A 15647-nucleotide genomic window follows, 5' to 3' on the forward strand; every position below is an offset into this window, starting at 1 on the left:
CTCCGGCCTCAGTTGCCCTTGCGACCAAAGGACAGGATTTTCTGCCGCAGGCTGCGGGCGAGGTTACGGGTGTTGCGATACATGTCCACCTGCGTGGAAACCTGTCGAACGTCCCTGTCACTGTTCTGGGTGAGCCCCACGACAAGCGTGCCCATTTCCTGCCGTTCCTGCCAGAAGCGGCTCATGACAGGATGATCGGGCACGGCGCAGCTGTCACTGCGGAGAATATTGGCGTCGTCCAGATGCCAGTCGGTCAGTTTCTGTACCAGGAGCTTGCCGGGCGAAAATTGCGCGTAATTCTCGTCGAAGGCGGTCTTCCACGTATAGGCCTCGCCGGCGGTGATGAAGACGATCATGGAGGCAATGGCGCTTCCGTTGAGATCGATAGTGTGGATACGCACGGCATCGGCTTCGGCCAGGTTGGTGATCGCCTCGCGGGCGAAGGCCGCGCGATACCGGTCGTTGACCAGCGCGGTGCGTTTGCGGCCTTTCCAGCCGCTTGCCTCCAGCGCCAGAAACTCCTCCATGCGGTAGCGTATATCCTTCGGCTGGCGCGCGACAGTGTAGGATAACGCGCCCAACCTCTCGAGCTGTCGCCACTGCCGGCGCATTTCCCGCAAATGATGCGGGGCAAGGGCTTTTTGCAGATAAGCCTGGCCATCAAGCAGGCTTTCCAGCATCGGCCGGTGATAATGACCCGTCGTCGTCACCGGCAGGTTGCGGCTGAGCGCGATGGCTCTGAACATGCGGGCAAAAGGCCCGTCCAGCCGCACATCCGGCAGAACCAGAACATTCGGCAGCCGCATATCCCGGTCGGAAAGGGCGTCGAAAAGGTTATCGAGGGTCTCGGCCGCCCCTTCGGTATCCACCAGCGGCGTCCCGAGCGGCCCGAAAGGATTGGCCCAGACGCGAATAATGGAAGGACCGATGGAAAAACCCGGCTTTTCAACGGTAAAAGGCATCAGAAACCGCATGCGGCTTCGGGCGCCGTTCTCATCGCGAATGAGGGCGAAGCGCACGGTCTTGTCGTCGATACGCGGCATGGCCGGAGCAAGAAGCCGGCCGGTGAAAAAGACGTTTGCCTCCATGACGCGGTTGGAGAGAAAGTCGAGTTCCTCCTGCATGTCGTAACCGAGCTGCCCCGGATAGATGCAGAATTCACGGCCTTCCCGGCCCACACGCCGGCTGCTGTCCGCCACCGGGCGATCACGCTCCGCAGACGCCATGAGCGCCGCGATGCGCGGGTCCTGAAAATCCGGATTCTTTGGATCGCTGGACATGCTTATCGTTACACCGCCTTACCAGTGTTTTGACTCGCCCGGGGGTCGTTGAAGGCAAAAAGGACGATCCCGAGTGTACGGCGTATGGCAACATGCAATAGCACAGCCTCTATGGACATGGCTATCGCCACCGCTGCCGCGGCGCCTGTCAGACCATAGACCGGAATGAGCGCCATGTTGAGTGCAATGTTGCAACCGAAGATGATAATATAAAGCATCACGCACAATTTTTGTTTGCCGGCCATATTCAGCAGCGTCTCTCCGGGGCCGATGAGCGCTTTTGCCAGGAACCCCGCAAACAGGAAGAACATCAGCTCGTAACCCTCCACGAAGCCAGGACCGAACAGCGACAGCAGGAATGGCCCGGCCAGAAGCACCACGCTGCCAACGGCGAGAGACGGCCAGAAGGCCCAACGTGCGGCCTGGCTGGCGAAGCTCGCAAGCCCCGGCCTGTCATTGGCCGAAATCAGCGCCGCGAGACGTGGTGCGGCCGCCGCCTGGACGGAGAAAAACACGAACTGCATCAACACGATGGTTTTCGCCGCGGCGAAATAGATGCCGACCTGATCCGGCGGCAGATAAAGGCCGACGATCACCACATCGGAATTGGTCATCAGAAAACCGATGCCGTCGATCAGAAAGACCGGAAAGGCAAACCTGATCCAGTGACGAAAATGAACCCTTCTGGTGACGCTGCGGAAATGTCGGTTGAGCCGGCGGTTCAGGAAGACGAAGTGAAAAATGGTGGTGACATAAGTTGCGAAAAGCGCTGTCAGCATGGCCGTCGTCGCAGTCTTTTCGGCTCCCAGGGCAATGGCCACCAGCATGAACAGGAGGATCAGCACGGGACGTACGATATAGGTGGGGCTAAGGGCGGAGATGGCCCAGCCATTGGCCCGCGCCGTGCCGTTCAACACATCGCCCAGAGCCACCATCGGCAGGGTGAAAAGCGCCAGCGAGACAGGAATGAGATAATAGGCGGCGATGCGCTCGCCAAAGAAATACAGAAAGATGAAACCGCAAAGCGCCAGCGTGCTGGCAGACAGCATGGCGAATACGCGGGCCGTCGAGGTTAGCCCCATGATCTTGTCATGGGCATCTTCCAGACGGTAGCCGGGCAGGAAGCGGATGACGGTGGTGTGGAAGCCGAGACAGGAAAGATTGCCGAACAGGATTACCAAAACCCACACGAAGGCGAAGAGGCCATATTCGAACTCGCCCATCAGGCGGGCAAGGATGATCTGCGATATGAAGGCGATGCCGGCGCTGACGATGCGCACCGCGAAGGCGACGAGCGCCATGCGCTGTGCCCGGGCAACCTCGTCCCTCGCGGAGACAATGAGGGCGATTTTATCGCCCAGCGGCGAAATCTTCGCGCGCAGGCCTGCGGGTAAGGCTTTTTCCGCCGTGCTGAGGATAGCCATGATCCACACGCCATTATTTCCAGTTGAATGGGCAGGCCGATTGTAAGCCCTTCATCCTTAACGAAGCGTTTGGGAGGCGGCTGCGCCTGTCCTGATGTCACCCGCTTCCCGCGGCTTGCGGATGCCGTTAAAGAGGAACAGAGCCAACGGGCTGCGGCGTATCGCCTGATGCAGAGAGTAAGCCGTGATGGTCGTGGCTGCGACGATGATGGTGAATTCAACGAGGGGCGGCAGCGAGATGAGAATAAAGAGCGTACCCAGAGCGTAAATCAGCGGGTGGTGAAACAGATAGATAGTGAAGGAGGCATCCGTCATCCGTCTGGCAAACCGGCTCGGCCGGTCGAAATACCGGCAGGCGAGGTCGATCAGCAGGCGGCTCACCGTTACTGCGGCAATTGCCGACACCAGCACGAGCAGGGCTGAATTCGAAAACGGGCTTTGCAGCCTGAGTGTCACTGCCGCCGCAATGGCGGCCGTCGCTACGATTGCCGTGAGAATACCGGTCTGGCGAAAGCGGTGAAAGAGGGTCCGGTCGCGGTGGAGCAGGGCTCCGACAAGGAAGAAGGGCAGGTAGCGCCCATAGGGGTCGGAAGCGCGCTCATAGAGAGAAAGCAGGCTGCTTTCGGTTTCTGCCGCAATCAGGCTGGAACCATATATCGCCAGCTCCCATAAAATGGGCAGGATGCAGAGTGCGGCGAAAAACACCCCGGCATGTCGCCGCCGCAGCCTGTCGAGCCTGTCTACTGCGCGCGCAAAAGGCGGACGTTCCAGAAGATACAAGAGAGCGGCAAGCACCACGGAATAGGCGATGAGAGCGGGCAGGAACCACAGATGCATGATCCATTGTTCACTCGGGCGCAGCAGACCCGGCAGGCTCTCAATCAGTCCTTCGGCTGCAATCTCGCCTTTGGCGATACCGGCCAGTCGCAACAGTAAAAGCTGCAGCGGCCCGAGCAGAACGAGCGTCACGACGAAGGGCACGCCGAGGCGGAGGAAACGTTGTCTGAGCCAAGGCATTTTGCCTTTTTTGCCGATGACCATGGTGGAAAAATACCCGGCGACCAGAAAAAACGCCGGCATTCGGAAGGTGACGAGCCCGGCACCAAGCGCGGTCAGGAGCGTGCTGGTCTCAAAATCCTTGATGTCCCAGGGCAGGGCGTAGCTATGGAGCAGTGAGGCATGATAGGGAATGCCGAGCAGCATCAGAAGCGCTCGCAACGGGTCCCAGTAATGTTCATAATCTGAGCTGCTCGGTTGCATTTTCTCCTCGCGTCGCACATGCGATCACGCGTGATCTGCGGTAGCCGACACGACTATTGGTGGAAAACGCTAACAAACCCTTCATGCGCCGGCCGGTGTGGGCGGAGCCTTCTTTTTGGGTAGCAGATCGAGCACCAGCGCGCAGCCGAGGATAATGGTGCCCGCGCCGACGAGCTGAGGCAGCGACAGCGGCTCATCCAGCACGAGGGCGCCGATAAGCACCGCCACAACGGTGACTGCAAACTCCACACTGATGGCCTTTGTCGCGCCGATAACCGAGACGAGGCGGAAATAGGTTATGTAGGTGAGGCCGCTCATGACGATGGCCTGGATGAGCAGGTATAGATAGTCGATCGGCGCGGGAATGCGGGGAATCGGAACTGCCAGCAGCAGTGGCAGTGTCATGATGCCACCGGTCATGAATGAGCCGATGGTAATTTCCCATGAACCCACGCCTTTGAGATACCGGCTGGCATAATTGCTGCCGAAGGCCGCGCAGATGCAGGCGGCGACACAGGCGATGCAGCCGATGACAAAGCCGGTCGTGACGGGTACGGCGGGAAAACCCACGAGCAGCACAATGCCGCCGAAGCCCAAAACCAGCCCCACGACACCTTGCCTCGTCAGTCGCTCCAACCCCCAGACCTGCGAGATGAGCATGGAAAAAAGCGGGATGGTCGCGACCAATATTGCGGCCATGGCGGTCCCGACAAGCGGCGTGCCATAAGAAAGGCCGATTAACTGGCCGGCAACGGTGGTTGCGCCCACAATGGCAAAGGCTTGCCAGCTTGCCGAAAACGCCAGTTTGCGTCGCGCAGTTCTCGCGATCAGGAAAAGAGTGGTGGCGGTCACCAGTGACCGCAACGTCACTGCGCCGATCCAGCCGAATGCATCCACAACCTGTAGAAGCAGGAGGAAGGACGCGCCCCATGCGAGTGCGAGAAAAACATAGGCGGCAAGATCGCGAGGGGCCATGGCAGCATTTTCCGGAGGATGATCCAGCTCCCATATTGGAAACCGATCATGCCCGTCAACAACAATGAATTGCGCAAAGAAAATCGCCCGCAACCTGGGTTACGGGCGATGGTCTTCATCGGATATGCGCGGCGTTCAGGCCTGTTCGTAAACGCCGTGGCAGTGCTTGTATTTCTTGCCGGATCCGCAGGGACACATTTCATTGCGGCCGATACGGCCCCAGGTGGCGGGGTTGTTCGGATCGCGCTCCTCTGCCGGCACGAAGGCGGCAGGCGCCGCCTGCAAGCCTTGACCCATTTCATCCTCGCCCGTGTTCGGGTCAAGGTGATGGGCAGTCATTTCCGGCAGTTCCGGCTGCTGCGGCTCCTGCTGAACCAGTTCCACGCGCATCAGCTGGGCGGTCACGGCTTCGCGCAGATTGGCGAGCAGCGCCTGGAAGAGTTCGAAGGCTTCCGCCTTGTACTCCTGCAGCGGGTCGCGTTGCGCATAACCGCGGAAACCGACGACGGAGCGGAGATGGTCGAGGTTGACGATATGCTCGCGCCACAGATGGTCGATCGTCTGGAGAATGACCGAGCGTTCCACATAGGTCATGATCTCGGGGCCGAAACGTTCCGCACGCTCGGCGGCGTATTTGTCGGCCGCCTCGGTGACGCGCTGGAGAATATCGTCCTCGGCGATGCCTTCTTCCTTGGCCCACTCTTCCACCGGCAGGTCGAGGTTGAGGAACTGGGCGATGCCCGCCTTCAGGCCTGCAATATCCCACTGTTCGGCATAGGCATTTTCGGGAATATGCTTGGTGACGAGCATTTCGATGACTTCGTGACGCATATCGGCTGCGGTTTCGCCGATATTATCGGCTTCCATCAACTCAAGGCGCTGATCGAAGATCACCTTGCGCTGATCGTTCAGCACGTCGTCATATTTCAGAAGGTTCTTGCGGGTCTCGAAGTTGCGGGCTTCGACCTTCTTCTGGGCGCGTTCCAGCGCCTTGTTGATCCACGGATGGACGATGGCTTCGCCTTCCTTGAGGCCCAGCTTCTGCAGCATCGAGTCCATGCGCTCGGAACCGAAGATGCGCATCAGGTCGTCCTGAAGCGACAGGTAGAATTTCGAGCGGCCTGGGTCTCCCTGACGGCCGGAACGGCCACGCAGCTGGTTGTCGATACGGCGGCTTTCATGGCGTTCGGTGGCGATGACGTAGAGGCCGCCGGCGGCCAGCGCCTTTTCCTTGAGCACCTTGATTTCGGCGCGAATCGCCTGTTCCTTCGCATCGCGCTCCGGACCCGGCTCCATGCCTTCCAGCTCGCGCTCGAGACGCATCTCGACATTGCCGCCAAGCTGGATGTCGGTACCGCGGCCCGCCATGTTGGTGGCGATGGTGACGGCGCCCGGCACACCGGCCTGCGAGACGATATAAGCTTCCTGCTCGTGGTAACGGGCGTTCAGGACCTGGAAGTCGGAGAAACCGGACTGGCGCAGGAGATGTGCCAGAAGCTCGGATTTTTCAATCGACGTCGTGCCCACCAGAACCGGCTGGCCGCGCTCATGCGCTGCCTTGATCTCGGTAATGATCGCCTGGAATTTCTCTTCGCCGGTGCGATAAACCTCGTCGTCTTCGTCGATACGCTGAATCGGCAGGTTGGTCGGCACCTCGATGACATCGAGGCCGTAGATGTTGCCGAATTCTTCCGCTTCCGTCGCTGCCGTACCCGTCATGCCGGCCAGCTTTTCATACATGCGGAAATAATTCTGGAAGGTGACGGAGGACAGCGTCTGGTTTTCCGGCTGGATCTGTACCTTTTCCTTGGCTTCGAGAGCCTGGTGCTGACCTTCGGAGTAACGACGGCCCGGCATCATGCGACCGGTAAATTCGTCAATGATGACGATTTCGTCGTTGCGGACGATGTAGTCCTTGTCGCGGGTGAAGAGCTTGTGGGCCTTCAGCGCATTATTGATGTGGTGGACGATCGCGACGTTCTCGACATCGTAAAGCGATTCGCCCTTGAGCAGCCCCGCCTGCCGCAGCAGGTTTTCGAGCTTTTCGGTGCCTTCTTCGGAGAAGTTGGCCGAGCGCTGCTTCTCATCGATTTCGTAATCTTCCGGCGTCAAGAGCGGAATGAAGGCGTCGATGGTATTGTAGAGATCGGAACGGTCGTCCAGCGGCCCGGAAATGATGAGCGGCGTGCGCGCCTCATCGACCAGGATCGAGTCGACTTCGTCGACGATTGCGTAGTTGTGGCCGCGCTGAACCATCTGGGCGCGGTCATATTTCATGTTGTCGCGCAGGTAATCGAAGCCAAGTTCGTTATTCGTTGCGTAGGTGATGTCGCAGGCATAGGCCTCGCGGCGCTGGTCGTCGTCAAGGCCATGAACGATGACGCCGGTGGTCAGGCCGAGGAAGCGATAGAGCCGGCTCATCGTGGCGGCGTCGCGCTGGGCGAGGTAGTCGTTGACGGTGACGACGTGCACGCCCTTGCCGGCGAGCGCGTTGAGGTACACCGCAAGCGTCGCCACCAGCGTCTTGCCTTCACCGGTCTTCATTTCGGCGATGGCGCCGCCATGCAGAATCATGCCGCCGGTCAGCTGCACGTCGAAGGGGCGCATATGCAGAACGCGGCGCGACGCTTCACGGGCGACGGCGAAAGCCGGGATCAGCAGGTCGTCCAGCGTCTTGCCGTCGGCAAGCTGCTGGCGGAACTCAGCGGTCTTGGCCGCCAGCGCTTCGTCGGAGAGCGCCTTGGTGGCTTCTTCCAGCGCATTGATGGCTGCGATCTTGCTTTTATAGGAGCGGACGCGGCGGTCATTTGCCGAACCGAACAACTTGCGGGCTATTCCGCCGAGACTGACCATCTTACTGGCCCTTTCTGAAATTCCGTTTTGCCGGGCGCTTTTCTCCGTCACGCCGATTTCAGCATAAATGACGGACTTCGCCCTTCAACGTATCTGGACGCGAGGTTGCGTGACAGATAAGAGGGGGGGCAAATGATGTCAACGGTTCTGCCCGTTACAGAATGGCCACAATCCGGTGTTTGGAAGTTTTTTCAGAGCCGGAAACCATGTCTGGAGCCGGCATTGTCCCCGAAAGGTTCAAAATGTTGCGCTATAATAAAATTGCGGCTGCGGTGATTGTGGCCACGCTCGGCCTCCAGCTTCCGGCTTTTGCACAGGAAGACAAGGTTGTCGCCAAGGTCGGCGATCTGGAAATCCACCAGTCCGAACTCGACCTCGCCATGAGCAACCTCGACCCCCAGCTCGCGCAGCTTCCCGATGAACAGAAGAAGGTCGCAGCCCTTTCCGGCGCAATCGACGTCAAGCTCCTGGTGAAGAACGCCGATGCCGAAGGTCTGGAAAAGACTGAAGATTTCAAGAAGCGCATGGACTTCATCAAGGACCGTGAGCTGCACAACGCCTATTTCCGCAAGCATGTGGTCGAGGCTGTGACCAATGACGAAGTAAAGGCTCGCTACGACAAGGAAGTCGCAGCCCTGCCGAAGGAAGAAGAAATCAAGGCCGCACACATCCTCGTCGCCAGCGAAGATGAAGCCAAGGACATCATCAAGCAGCTTGATTCGGGCAAGGATTTCGCAGCGCTTGCCAAGGAGAAGTCGACTGATTCCAACAAGGATGATGGCGGCGATCTCGGTTGGTTCGGCAAGGGCCGCATGGTGCCGGAATTCGAAGAAGCCGCTTTCGGCCTCGAAAAGGGCGCCTACACCAAAACGCCTGTGAAGACCCAGTTCGGCTTCCACGTCATCAAGCTGGAAGACAAGCGCATCGCGCCGCCGCCGGCTTTCGAGCAGGTCGAGCCGCAGGTTCGTCAGCTTGTCATGCGCGACAAGTACGTTGCCCTCATCGAGAAGGCCAAGGCTGACCAGAAGATCGAAATCATGGATGAGACACTGAAGAAGGGCTACGACGAAGCCACGAAGGAACAGCAGGCACAGCCGCAGCAGTAAAATTTCGGATTACGGGGCGGCTTAACGGCCGCCCCGTTTCATCTCAGGCCATCTCCAGACATCCATTCCAGAATTTCAGGCGCTTCCCATGTCCGTTGCCGTTTCTCCGCTCGCTCCGAAATCCTATCCTGACATGCCTGCGCTCCGCGGCGTTCGCATGGCGACGGCCGCTGCCGGCATCAAGTACAAGAACCGCACGGACGTTCTCTTGATGGTGTTCGACAAGCCTGCAAGCGTTGCGGGCGTCTTCACAAAGTCGAAATGCCCTTCCGCCCCGGTTGATTTCTGCCGCGCCAATCTCGGCGGCGGCGCGGCGCGCGCCGTGGTGGTCAATTCCGGCAATGCCAACGCCTTTACCGGCCTCAAGGGCAAGGCCGCGACCGAGCTGACGGCGAAATCCGCCGCAGCTGCCGTCGGCTGCTCCGAAGGAGAGGTCTTTCTGGCATCGACGGGCGTGATTGGGGAACCCCTGGATGCCTCGAAATTCGCCGGTGTCCTGGGTGACATGAATGTTCGGGCAGAAGCCGATTTCTGGCAGGAAGCTGCCAAGGCGATCATGACGACCGACACCTATCCGAAGGTCGCCAGCCGCACCGCCGAGATCGGCGGCGTGATCGTGACGATCAACGGTATCGCCAAGGGCGCCGGCATGATCGCGCCCGATATGGCGACGATGCTTTCCTTCGTTGTGACGGATGCGGATATTGAGCCTGCCGCGTTGCAGGCCCTGTTGTCGGCCGGCGTTGGCCCGACCTTCAATTCCGTAACGGTCGACAGCGATACCTCCACCTCCGACACGTTGATGCTGTTCGCCACGGGCGCTGCGGCCGAAGACGGCCAGGTGAAAGTGACGAATGCCGATGATGAGCGCCTTTCCGGCTTCCGCGCCGCGCTGAACGATCTTCTGAAGGACCTTGCCTTGCAGGTCGTTCGTGATGGCGAAGGCGCGCGCAAGATGGTGGAAGTTACCGTGACAGGAGCGGAAAACGACGCCGCCGCCAAGAAGATCGCCCTTTCCATCGCCAATTCACCGCTGGTGAAGACCGCGGTTGCCGGTGAGGACGCCAATTGGGGCCGTGTCGTCATGGCCGTAGGCAAATCAGGAGAAATGGCGGACCGCGACCGTCTCGCCATCTGGTTCGGCGGCGTGCGCGTAGCCGTCAACGGCGAACGCGACCCGAACTATTCCGAAGCGGAAACCAGTGCCGTCATGAAACTGGAAGACATCACGGTAAAGGTCGATATCGGCCTCGGTCAGGGAACGGCCACGGTCTGGACCTGTGACCTGACGAAAGAATATGTTGCGATCAACGGCGACTACCGGAGCTGACCGTTGGAGCCGAAGAGAATGCAGGACAACAAGGCCGTCAATCTGCCGCTGGTTCGCCGTCTGGAAGCCGTCAGCTTCCGGGCGTGGCCGGCCTCGTCGGTTATTTATGACGGCAGCTGGCAAATCCGTCTCACGGGTTCGCATCCCTCCAAGCGTATCAACTGCGTAGTGCCGCTCGATCCGTCCGATTACGGAAACAGCGCGGTGCGGCTGGAAAAGGCGCGCAAGCGTTTCGATGATTTCGGCCGGCCGCTGGTGGTGCGCGAAACGACGCTGATGCCGCCGCAGCTTGTGGAATTTCTGGTCAATGACGGCTGGTCGATGTTCGAAGAGGTTGTGGTCATGACGGCCGATCTTTCCGACATGGAGTTGCCGGAAACGCTGGTCAGCCTTCCGAGCCACGATATCGGCCGTTTTGTAGAGGCGAGCATCAAGGTGAGCGATGGCGATCCGGCGTTGCGCCCGGCAATTGCTGAAATCGTCAGTTCCATCAAGCCGACGCTCGGTCTCTTCATCAATGAGGAAGTGGAAGGCAATCCGCTCGCAACCGTCATCTGCGTGCAGGACAACGATCTTGCCGGCATTCTTTCCCTCGATGTCGAAAAGTCGCAGCGTAAGAAGGGCCTCGGTACGCAAATCCTGTCATCCGCACTGCGCTGGGCCAGGATCAGCGGCGCAAAAAGCGCGTGGCTGCAAGTTGAAGCCGCCAATGCGCCGGCAATCGCACTTTATGAGAAATTCGGCTTCTCCGAGGCCTATCGCTATCGCTATTGGCGCAAGGGTTCAGGAGAATGAGCGAGGCCGGCAAAAAAATCCTGCTGGTCGCCGCCTGCGCCCTTCTCGATCAGGATGGCCGCATTCTTCTGGCGCAACGTCCGGAAGGCAAGTCGCTCGCGGGCCTGTGGGAGTTTCCGGGCGGCAAGGTGGAGCAGGGCGAGACGCCCGAGGAAACCCTCGTGCGCGAACTGGACGAGGAGCTGGGTATCAAAACCAAGATCGCCTGCCTTGCGCCTTTGACATTTGCCAGCCACACTTATGAAACATTCCACCTTCTGATGCCGCTTTACGTGTGCCGTCGTTACGAGGGCATTGCGCATGGCCGGGAAGGACAGGCGCTGAAATGGGTAAAACCGCAGGCGTTGCGCGATTATCCCATGCCGCCGGCCGATGAGCCGCTGATCCCCTTCCTGCAGGATCTGCTTTAGAACAGGCAATCGCCGGCGTCCCTCGCTTATGATCCCGTCACAGCTTTGTGAAAATGCCCCATTGCCAGCGCTTTGCCGTGCCAAAACGGGTCTGTGTTAAGAGATCGTTCAGCACCCTCTGGCAGATTGTTAAGCTAAAGAAGCGGTAAACTGCGCGTTACGAGGTTGGTCATGAACGAGGATTTCTGGAAGACGGTGGAAGGTCGTCACTCTTATTCCGATAAATCCAGTCGCACCGGCGTTCTGAACGTCGCATTGCTTTTCGGCACGGCCGTCATCGCCCTGTCGTTGATCATCACACCCATGCTCGCCGGAAAGTCTTCCACGCGTGTGGCGCAGTTTCCCGACAATTACGACATGATCAGCACCGGCTCCATCAAGAAGACAGATGTGGGCAAGACATACTCCATCCGCCGTAGCATAACACAGCCGATGCCGGAAATGCCCTGCGTGGTGACGGGCTACAGCAATGAGAGCGGTTGCTGATCGTTTACCATTGTCGGTAACCGATCTCTCACATAGCCCGTCTAGAATAAGCCGACTTCAATAGGTCATATTGCCGGCTGGCGGATTGGGCATATTCTGTGCTGCGTTCATTTATCGATTTCTGCAGGAATGAAGACGGCGCCAGCGCCGTTGAGTATGGCCTGATAGTGGCCGTGATTTCCGTCGCCCTTGTCGGCGGCGCGAGCGCCATCAGCAGCGACATCAATGCTCTGTTTCAGTTCATCGCCGACACTTTCGCCAGTTTCTGAAACGGTCATTCTTGCGTTCAGGATAGCTTGACTTCCCTGGTCTTCAGGGCGTCCGCCAGGCGCACTTTGGCGGAGCCGGGCTTCAGCGGTTTCTGCTGGCTCTCATGCGGCGCCCAGCCCGAGACATAGATGACGGAGAATGTCGCCCTTATGCGCCCATCCGGATCGGCATAACGTTCAGCATAGAGCTCTGCCGCCCGCATGAAAAAGGCACGGTTGAGCGGTCGTCTGCTACGGCCTGCCAGCGGATTGGCCATGCCCATCGCACGCAGGTCGCGCATCAGCGGGAAAATCGAATCGTAACGTACCGTGTAGGTTTCCGCGTCGGTGACGGGAAGCGCAAAACCGGCGCGTTGCAGAAGCGCGCCGACATCGCGCACATCGGCGAAGGGAATGACGCGCGGGCTTGCCCCGCCGGTCAGTTCCGCCTCTGCCGTCAACAACACGTCGCGAAGTTCCTGCAGCGTCCCGCTGCCGGGAATCGCGCCGAGAAACAGGCCGTCCGGCTTTAACGCCCGCCGGATCTGGATCAGCGCGCCGGGCGTGTCGTTGGTCAAATGCAGGGCAAGCGGTGAAACGATGAGATTGGCGGAGGCCTCTTCCAGCGGCAGATGCTCCATGGATGCCGCCTCCGGAATATTTTCATCCGTGGTGAAACGGCTTTCCGTCTCTATGCGGCGAATGGAATTCACCTTTCCTGTCTGGGCCAGCCGCCGGGCGGCAACGCCGGTGCCGCCATGCAGCTCGATGGCGGACTCGAACTGGCGTTCGACAATGGCAAGCCTGTCTGCCAGTTCTTCAGCCGCCATGTCGAGAAGAAAAAGGGCCTTGTCGTCGCGCCGGTTCCACGCCCGGCGACGGTTTTGTTCGATCACGGCCTGGTCAAAAAGAATGTCCATCGTCTTGCCTGCTCGGCCTCTGGCGCCATCGGTACGGCGGGGCCGCATTCTGTGTCATGCCGTTTCAGGCATTGCTTTTCCGGCATCAGCCGGAATGATCTGTCTCGCAAAGGCACCCGTTCGGCGCTAAAGTCAACCTCATGGGTGCTGGTGAAGGTCTGTTTTCGGGGATGCTGTCGAAATCCGCGGTCGTACCGCGGGTCGCGGGAGACGTGTTTCGTTCGGTCTTCCGCATGATTTACCCGCCGACCTGTGCCGGCTGCACCCGCATGATCGGCGCAGAAGGGGCGTTGTGCGCAGAGTGCTGGCGGGACATTGTTTTTATCGAGCGTCCTTATTGCGAAATTCTCGGCATTCCCTTTGTCCACGACCATGGCGAAAACATTGTCAGCGCCGAGGCCATTGCCGACCCGCCGCCTTTTGACCGTCTGCGTGCCGCCGCCAGCCATCAGGGCGTCGCCCGCAAGCTGGTGCACCGTCTGAAATATCAGGACCGGCCAGAGCTTGCGCGGTTGATGGCGTTGTGGATGCTGCGCGCAGACGACGGAGCGGTCAGCGCCTGCGATTGCATCGTCCCCGTTCCTCTGCATCGCTACCGCTTCCTGCGCCGCCGTTTCAACCAGTCCGCCGAGCTTGCGCGGCATCTGGCCAGGGCGGCTGACAAGCCTTTGCTCGCCGGCACCCTGCTGCGGGTGAAATCGACGGAGCGGCAGGTTGGGCTCTCGGCGATCGCCAGGCGTGACAATATGCGGGGCGCTTTCGCTCTCGCGCTTGGTCGGGAAGCGGATGTTTCAGGCAAGCACGTGGTGCTGGTGGATGACGTTTACACCACCGGCGCGACGGTGCGTGCGGCAAGCCGGGCCCTCCGAAAAGCGGGTGCTGCGGAAGTGACAGTTTTGACCTTTGCAATGGCCATTTCCGGTCCTATATGAAGCCGTAATGACATGAGGAAACCGTGCGCTTGACCGCACGTTTGCGAGGCTTTGAAAACATGGCACCGGTGACAATCTATACGCGGGATTTTTGTGGTTATTGCGCGCGCGCCAAGGCGCTGCTGGATAGCAAGGGCGTGGATTATGCCGAATATAACGCCACAACGACGCCCGAATACCGGCAGGAGATGATCGAGAAATCGGGCGGAACGACCTTCCCGCAAATCTTCATCAATGGCCAGCACGTGGGCGGCTGCGATGATCTTCATGCGCTGGACCGCGCCGGCAAGCTGGACGCGATGCTGGCGGCCTGATCTGCCCGACCGACGGAGGAAATCATGAGTTTCAAGGCTGCCGCCATTCAGATGCGCTCCGGTGTCGATACGGCGAGGAATGCCGCCGATATGGATCGGCTTGTGCGCGCCGCCGCGGCCGAAGGGGCTGTTTATGTTCAGACCCCGGAAATGACGGGCGCAATCCAGAAGGACAGGCAGGCGCTGCGGGCCCAGCTGCGCGACGATGACGGCGATATCATCGTAGCGACCGCCGCACGCCTTGCCCGCGAACTCGGTATTCACGTCCATGTGGGCTCTACGGCTATTGCCCGCCCGGACGGCAAGATCGCCAATCGCGGCTTCCTCTTCGCGCCGGACGGCTCGCGCATCTGCAGCTATGACAAGATCCACATGTTCGATGTCGATCTCGACAATGGCGAGAGCTGGCGCGAAAGCGCCGCTTACGAGCCCGGCGAGGTGGCGCGCATCGTTGAACTGCCGCTGGGTAAATTCGGCTTCGCAATCTGCTACGACGTCCGTTTTCCGCAGCTTTTCCGGGCGGAAGCTCTTGCCGGCGCTGAGATCCTGACGGTTCCCGCTGCCTTCACGCGCCAGACCGGGGAAGCCCATTGGGAAATTCTGCTGCGCGCCCGCGCCATTGAAAACGGCGCGTTCGTCATCGCCGCCGCTCAGGCTGGCGTACATGAGGACGGGCGTGAAACATTCGGCCATTCCATCATCATCGATCCCTGGGGTAAGGTTCTGGCAGTCGCCGGCGGCGCTGGCGAGGAGATCATCTTCGCCGAGATCGATACATCGCTGGTGGCGACTGCCCGTGGAAAGATTCCCAATCTGCGCAACTCCCGGGAGTTCGGGCTGGATACGGTCATTCCCCTCAAACCTGTGGGAGGTGAGGCAGCGTGATCCGGTATGCGCTAGCCTGTGAAAAGGGCCATGAGTTCGAAGGCTGGTTTGCCGGCAGCGACGATTTCGATGATCAGTTGCAGCGCGGTTTCCTGTCCTGTCCGGTTTGCAATTCCGTGCAGGTCTCCAAGCTTTTGATGGCGCCGTCGGTTTCCACCGCCCGCAAGAAGGACGAACGCCAGACGCTCGCCATGGATGCCGCCAGAAAAGAGGCGCTTGCAAAAATACGCGAGGCCGTCGCCAATATTCGCGCCAATGCCGAGGATGTCGGCGACAGGTTTCCTGAGGAAGCCCGCAAGATCCATTATGGCGAAGCGGACGAGCGGGGCATCATCGGCAATGCCTCGGTGCAGGACGCCAGGGCCTTGCTGGAAGAGGGCATTGAGATCGCACCGCTGCCGGTGCTGCCCGACGACATCAACTGAATTT

The 15647-nt window shown here is 59.7% G+C and carries 16 protein-coding genes; 10 read left to right on the forward strand and 6 right to left on the reverse strand.

From position 1 onward, the window contains the following. Positions 1–8: 8 nt before the first annotated feature. From WA845_RS10530 to secA, 5 genes are all read right to left on the reverse strand, one after another. Positions 9–1280 carry a GNAT family N-acetyltransferase gene (locus WA845_RS10530; RefSeq protein WP_337322313.1) on the reverse strand — a complete coding sequence of 424 codons (1272 nt, stop codon included), beginning with the start codon at positions 1278–1280 and terminating at the stop codon, positions 9–11. Between the two features lie 8 nt (positions 1281–1288). Then, positions 1289–2704: a Wzx-type polysaccharide biosynthesis protein UppV gene (gene uppV / locus WA845_RS10535; RefSeq protein ID WP_112554782.1), complete on the reverse strand. Its 1416-nt coding sequence runs from the start codon at positions 2702–2704 to the stop codon at positions 1289–1291. A 57-nt stretch (positions 2705–2761) separates the two neighbouring features. Beyond that, positions 2762–3964 (reverse strand): acyltransferase family protein, encoded by a 1203-nt coding sequence (locus tag WA845_RS10540; RefSeq protein ID WP_337322314.1) that lies wholly within the window; start codon positions 3962–3964, stop codon positions 2762–2764. An 81-nt stretch (positions 3965–4045) separates the two neighbouring features. After that, complete coding sequence (locus WA845_RS10545) at positions 4046–4939, reverse strand: EamA family transporter (RefSeq protein WP_112554820.1); 894 nt, start codon at positions 4937–4939, stop codon at positions 4046–4048. 135 nt (positions 4940–5074) lie between these two features. Beyond that, positions 5075–7792 carry a preprotein translocase subunit SecA gene (gene secA / locus WA845_RS10550; RefSeq protein ID WP_337322315.1) on the reverse strand — a complete coding sequence of 906 codons (2718 nt, stop codon included), beginning with the start codon at positions 7790–7792 and terminating at the stop codon, positions 5075–5077. 242 nt (positions 7793–8034) lie between these two features. Between secA and WA845_RS10555 the strand changes: the two genes are divergently transcribed. The 6 genes from WA845_RS10555 to WA845_RS25270 all read left to right on the forward strand — a co-directional run bounded on the left by WA845_RS10555 (position 8035) and on the right by WA845_RS25270 (position 12188). Continuing rightward, positions 8035–8898 carry a peptidylprolyl isomerase gene (locus WA845_RS10555; RefSeq protein ID WP_112554822.1) on the forward strand — a complete coding sequence of 288 codons (864 nt, stop codon included), beginning with the start codon at positions 8035–8037 and terminating at the stop codon, positions 8896–8898. 88 nt (positions 8899–8986) lie between these two features. Next, positions 8987–10228, forward strand: a complete 1242-nt coding sequence (gene argJ / locus WA845_RS10560; protein WP_035211664.1) for a bifunctional glutamate N-acetyltransferase/amino-acid acetyltransferase ArgJ — start codon at positions 8987–8989, stop codon at positions 10226–10228. Between the two features lie 18 nt (positions 10229–10246). Further along, the gene (locus WA845_RS10565) at positions 10247–11023 is read left to right on the forward strand and encodes a GNAT family N-acetyltransferase (RefSeq protein ID WP_006698498.1); all 777 of its coding nucleotides are present in this window, start codon (positions 10247–10249) and stop codon (positions 11021–11023) included. After that, complete coding sequence (gene mutT, locus WA845_RS10570; RefSeq protein ID WP_003585633.1) at positions 11020–11433, forward strand: 8-oxo-dGTP diphosphatase MutT; 414 nt, start codon at positions 11020–11022, stop codon at positions 11431–11433. Before WA845_RS10565 ends, mutT begins: the two co-directional genes overlap by 4 nt. A 171-nt stretch (positions 11434–11604) precedes the next feature. Beyond that, the gene (locus WA845_RS10575; RefSeq protein WP_003585635.1) at positions 11605–11919 is read left to right on the forward strand and encodes a hypothetical protein; all 315 of its coding nucleotides are present in this window, start codon (positions 11605–11607) and stop codon (positions 11917–11919) included. A gap of 98 nt (positions 11920–12017) precedes the next feature. Next, entirely contained in the window at positions 12018–12188 is a 171-nt protein-coding gene (locus WA845_RS25270) for a Flp family type IVb pilin (protein WP_112554786.1), read from the forward strand. A 17-nt stretch (positions 12189–12205) separates the two neighbouring features. Here WA845_RS25270 and WA845_RS10585 read toward each other — a convergent pair whose 3' ends face one another. Next, complete coding sequence (locus WA845_RS10585; protein WP_112554824.1) at positions 12206–13087, reverse strand: methyltransferase domain-containing protein; 882 nt, start codon at positions 13085–13087, stop codon at positions 12206–12208. A gap of 140 nt (positions 13088–13227) precedes the next feature. On the opposite strand from WA845_RS10585, the gene WA845_RS10590 reads away from it, so the two are divergent. The 4 genes from WA845_RS10590 to WA845_RS10605 are packed head-to-tail and all read left to right on the forward strand — an operon-like array spanning position 13228 to position 15643. After that, positions 13228–14019, forward strand: a complete 792-nt coding sequence (locus WA845_RS10590) for a double zinc ribbon domain-containing protein (protein WP_112554788.1) — start codon at positions 13228–13230, stop codon at positions 14017–14019. Positions 14020–14078: 59 nt separating this feature from the next. Then, entirely contained in the window at positions 14079–14333 is a 255-nt protein-coding gene (gene grxC / locus WA845_RS10595; protein ID WP_003585640.1) for a glutaredoxin 3, read from the forward strand. A gap of 24 nt (positions 14334–14357) precedes the next feature. Then, positions 14358–15218 (forward strand): carbon-nitrogen hydrolase family protein, encoded by an 861-nt coding sequence (locus WA845_RS10600; protein ID WP_034497116.1) that lies wholly within the window; start codon positions 14358–14360, stop codon positions 15216–15218. Further along, positions 15215–15643 carry a DUF1178 family protein gene (locus WA845_RS10605; protein ID WP_112554790.1) on the forward strand — a complete coding sequence of 143 codons (429 nt, stop codon included), beginning with the start codon at positions 15215–15217 and terminating at the stop codon, positions 15641–15643. The genes WA845_RS10600 and WA845_RS10605 overlap by 4 nt, the downstream gene beginning before the upstream one ends. Positions 15644–15647 lie beyond the last annotated feature (4 nt).

The organism is Agrobacterium sp. CMT1, from assembly GCF_037203725.1.
GTDB lineage: Bacteria > Pseudomonadota > Alphaproteobacteria > Rhizobiales > Rhizobiaceae > Agrobacterium > Agrobacterium pusense.

Coding starts and splice junctions, on each gene's coding strand:
- WA845_RS10530 (WP_337322313.1), bottom strand. CDS start 1,280: ATGTCCAGCGATCCAAAGAATCCGGATTTTCAGGACCCGCGCATCGCG.
- uppV (WP_112554782.1), bottom strand. CDS start 2,704: ATGGCTATCCTCAGCACGGCGGAAAAAGCCTTACCCGCAGGCCTGCGC.
- WA845_RS10540 (WP_337322314.1), bottom strand. CDS start 3,964: ATGCAACCGAGCAGCTCAGATTATGAACATTACTGGGACCCGTTGCGA.
- WA845_RS10545 (WP_112554820.1), bottom strand. CDS start 4,939: ATGGCCCCTCGCGATCTTGCCGCCTATGTTTTTCTCGCACTCGCATGG.
- secA (WP_337322315.1), bottom strand. CDS start 7,792: ATGGTCAGTCTCGGCGGAATAGCCCGCAAGTTGTTCGGTTCGGCAAAT.
- WA845_RS10555 (WP_112554822.1), top strand. CDS start 8,035: ATGTTGCGCTATAATAAAATTGCGGCTGCGGTGATTGTGGCCACGCTC.
- argJ (WP_035211664.1), top strand. CDS start 8,987: ATGTCCGTTGCCGTTTCTCCGCTCGCTCCGAAATCCTATCCTGACATG.
- WA845_RS10565 (WP_006698498.1), top strand. CDS start 10,247: ATGCAGGACAACAAGGCCGTCAATCTGCCGCTGGTTCGCCGTCTGGAA.
- mutT (WP_003585633.1), top strand. CDS start 11,020: ATGAGCGAGGCCGGCAAAAAAATCCTGCTGGTCGCCGCCTGCGCCCTT.
- WA845_RS10575 (WP_003585635.1), top strand. CDS start 11,605: ATGAACGAGGATTTCTGGAAGACGGTGGAAGGTCGTCACTCTTATTCC.
- WA845_RS10585 (WP_112554824.1), bottom strand. CDS start 13,087: ATGGACATTCTTTTTGACCAGGCCGTGATCGAACAAAACCGTCGCCGG.
- WA845_RS10590 (WP_112554788.1), top strand. CDS start 13,228: ATGGGTGCTGGTGAAGGTCTGTTTTCGGGGATGCTGTCGAAATCCGCG.
- grxC (WP_003585640.1), top strand. CDS start 14,079: ATGGCACCGGTGACAATCTATACGCGGGATTTTTGTGGTTATTGCGCG.
- WA845_RS10600 (WP_034497116.1), top strand. CDS start 14,358: ATGAGTTTCAAGGCTGCCGCCATTCAGATGCGCTCCGGTGTCGATACG.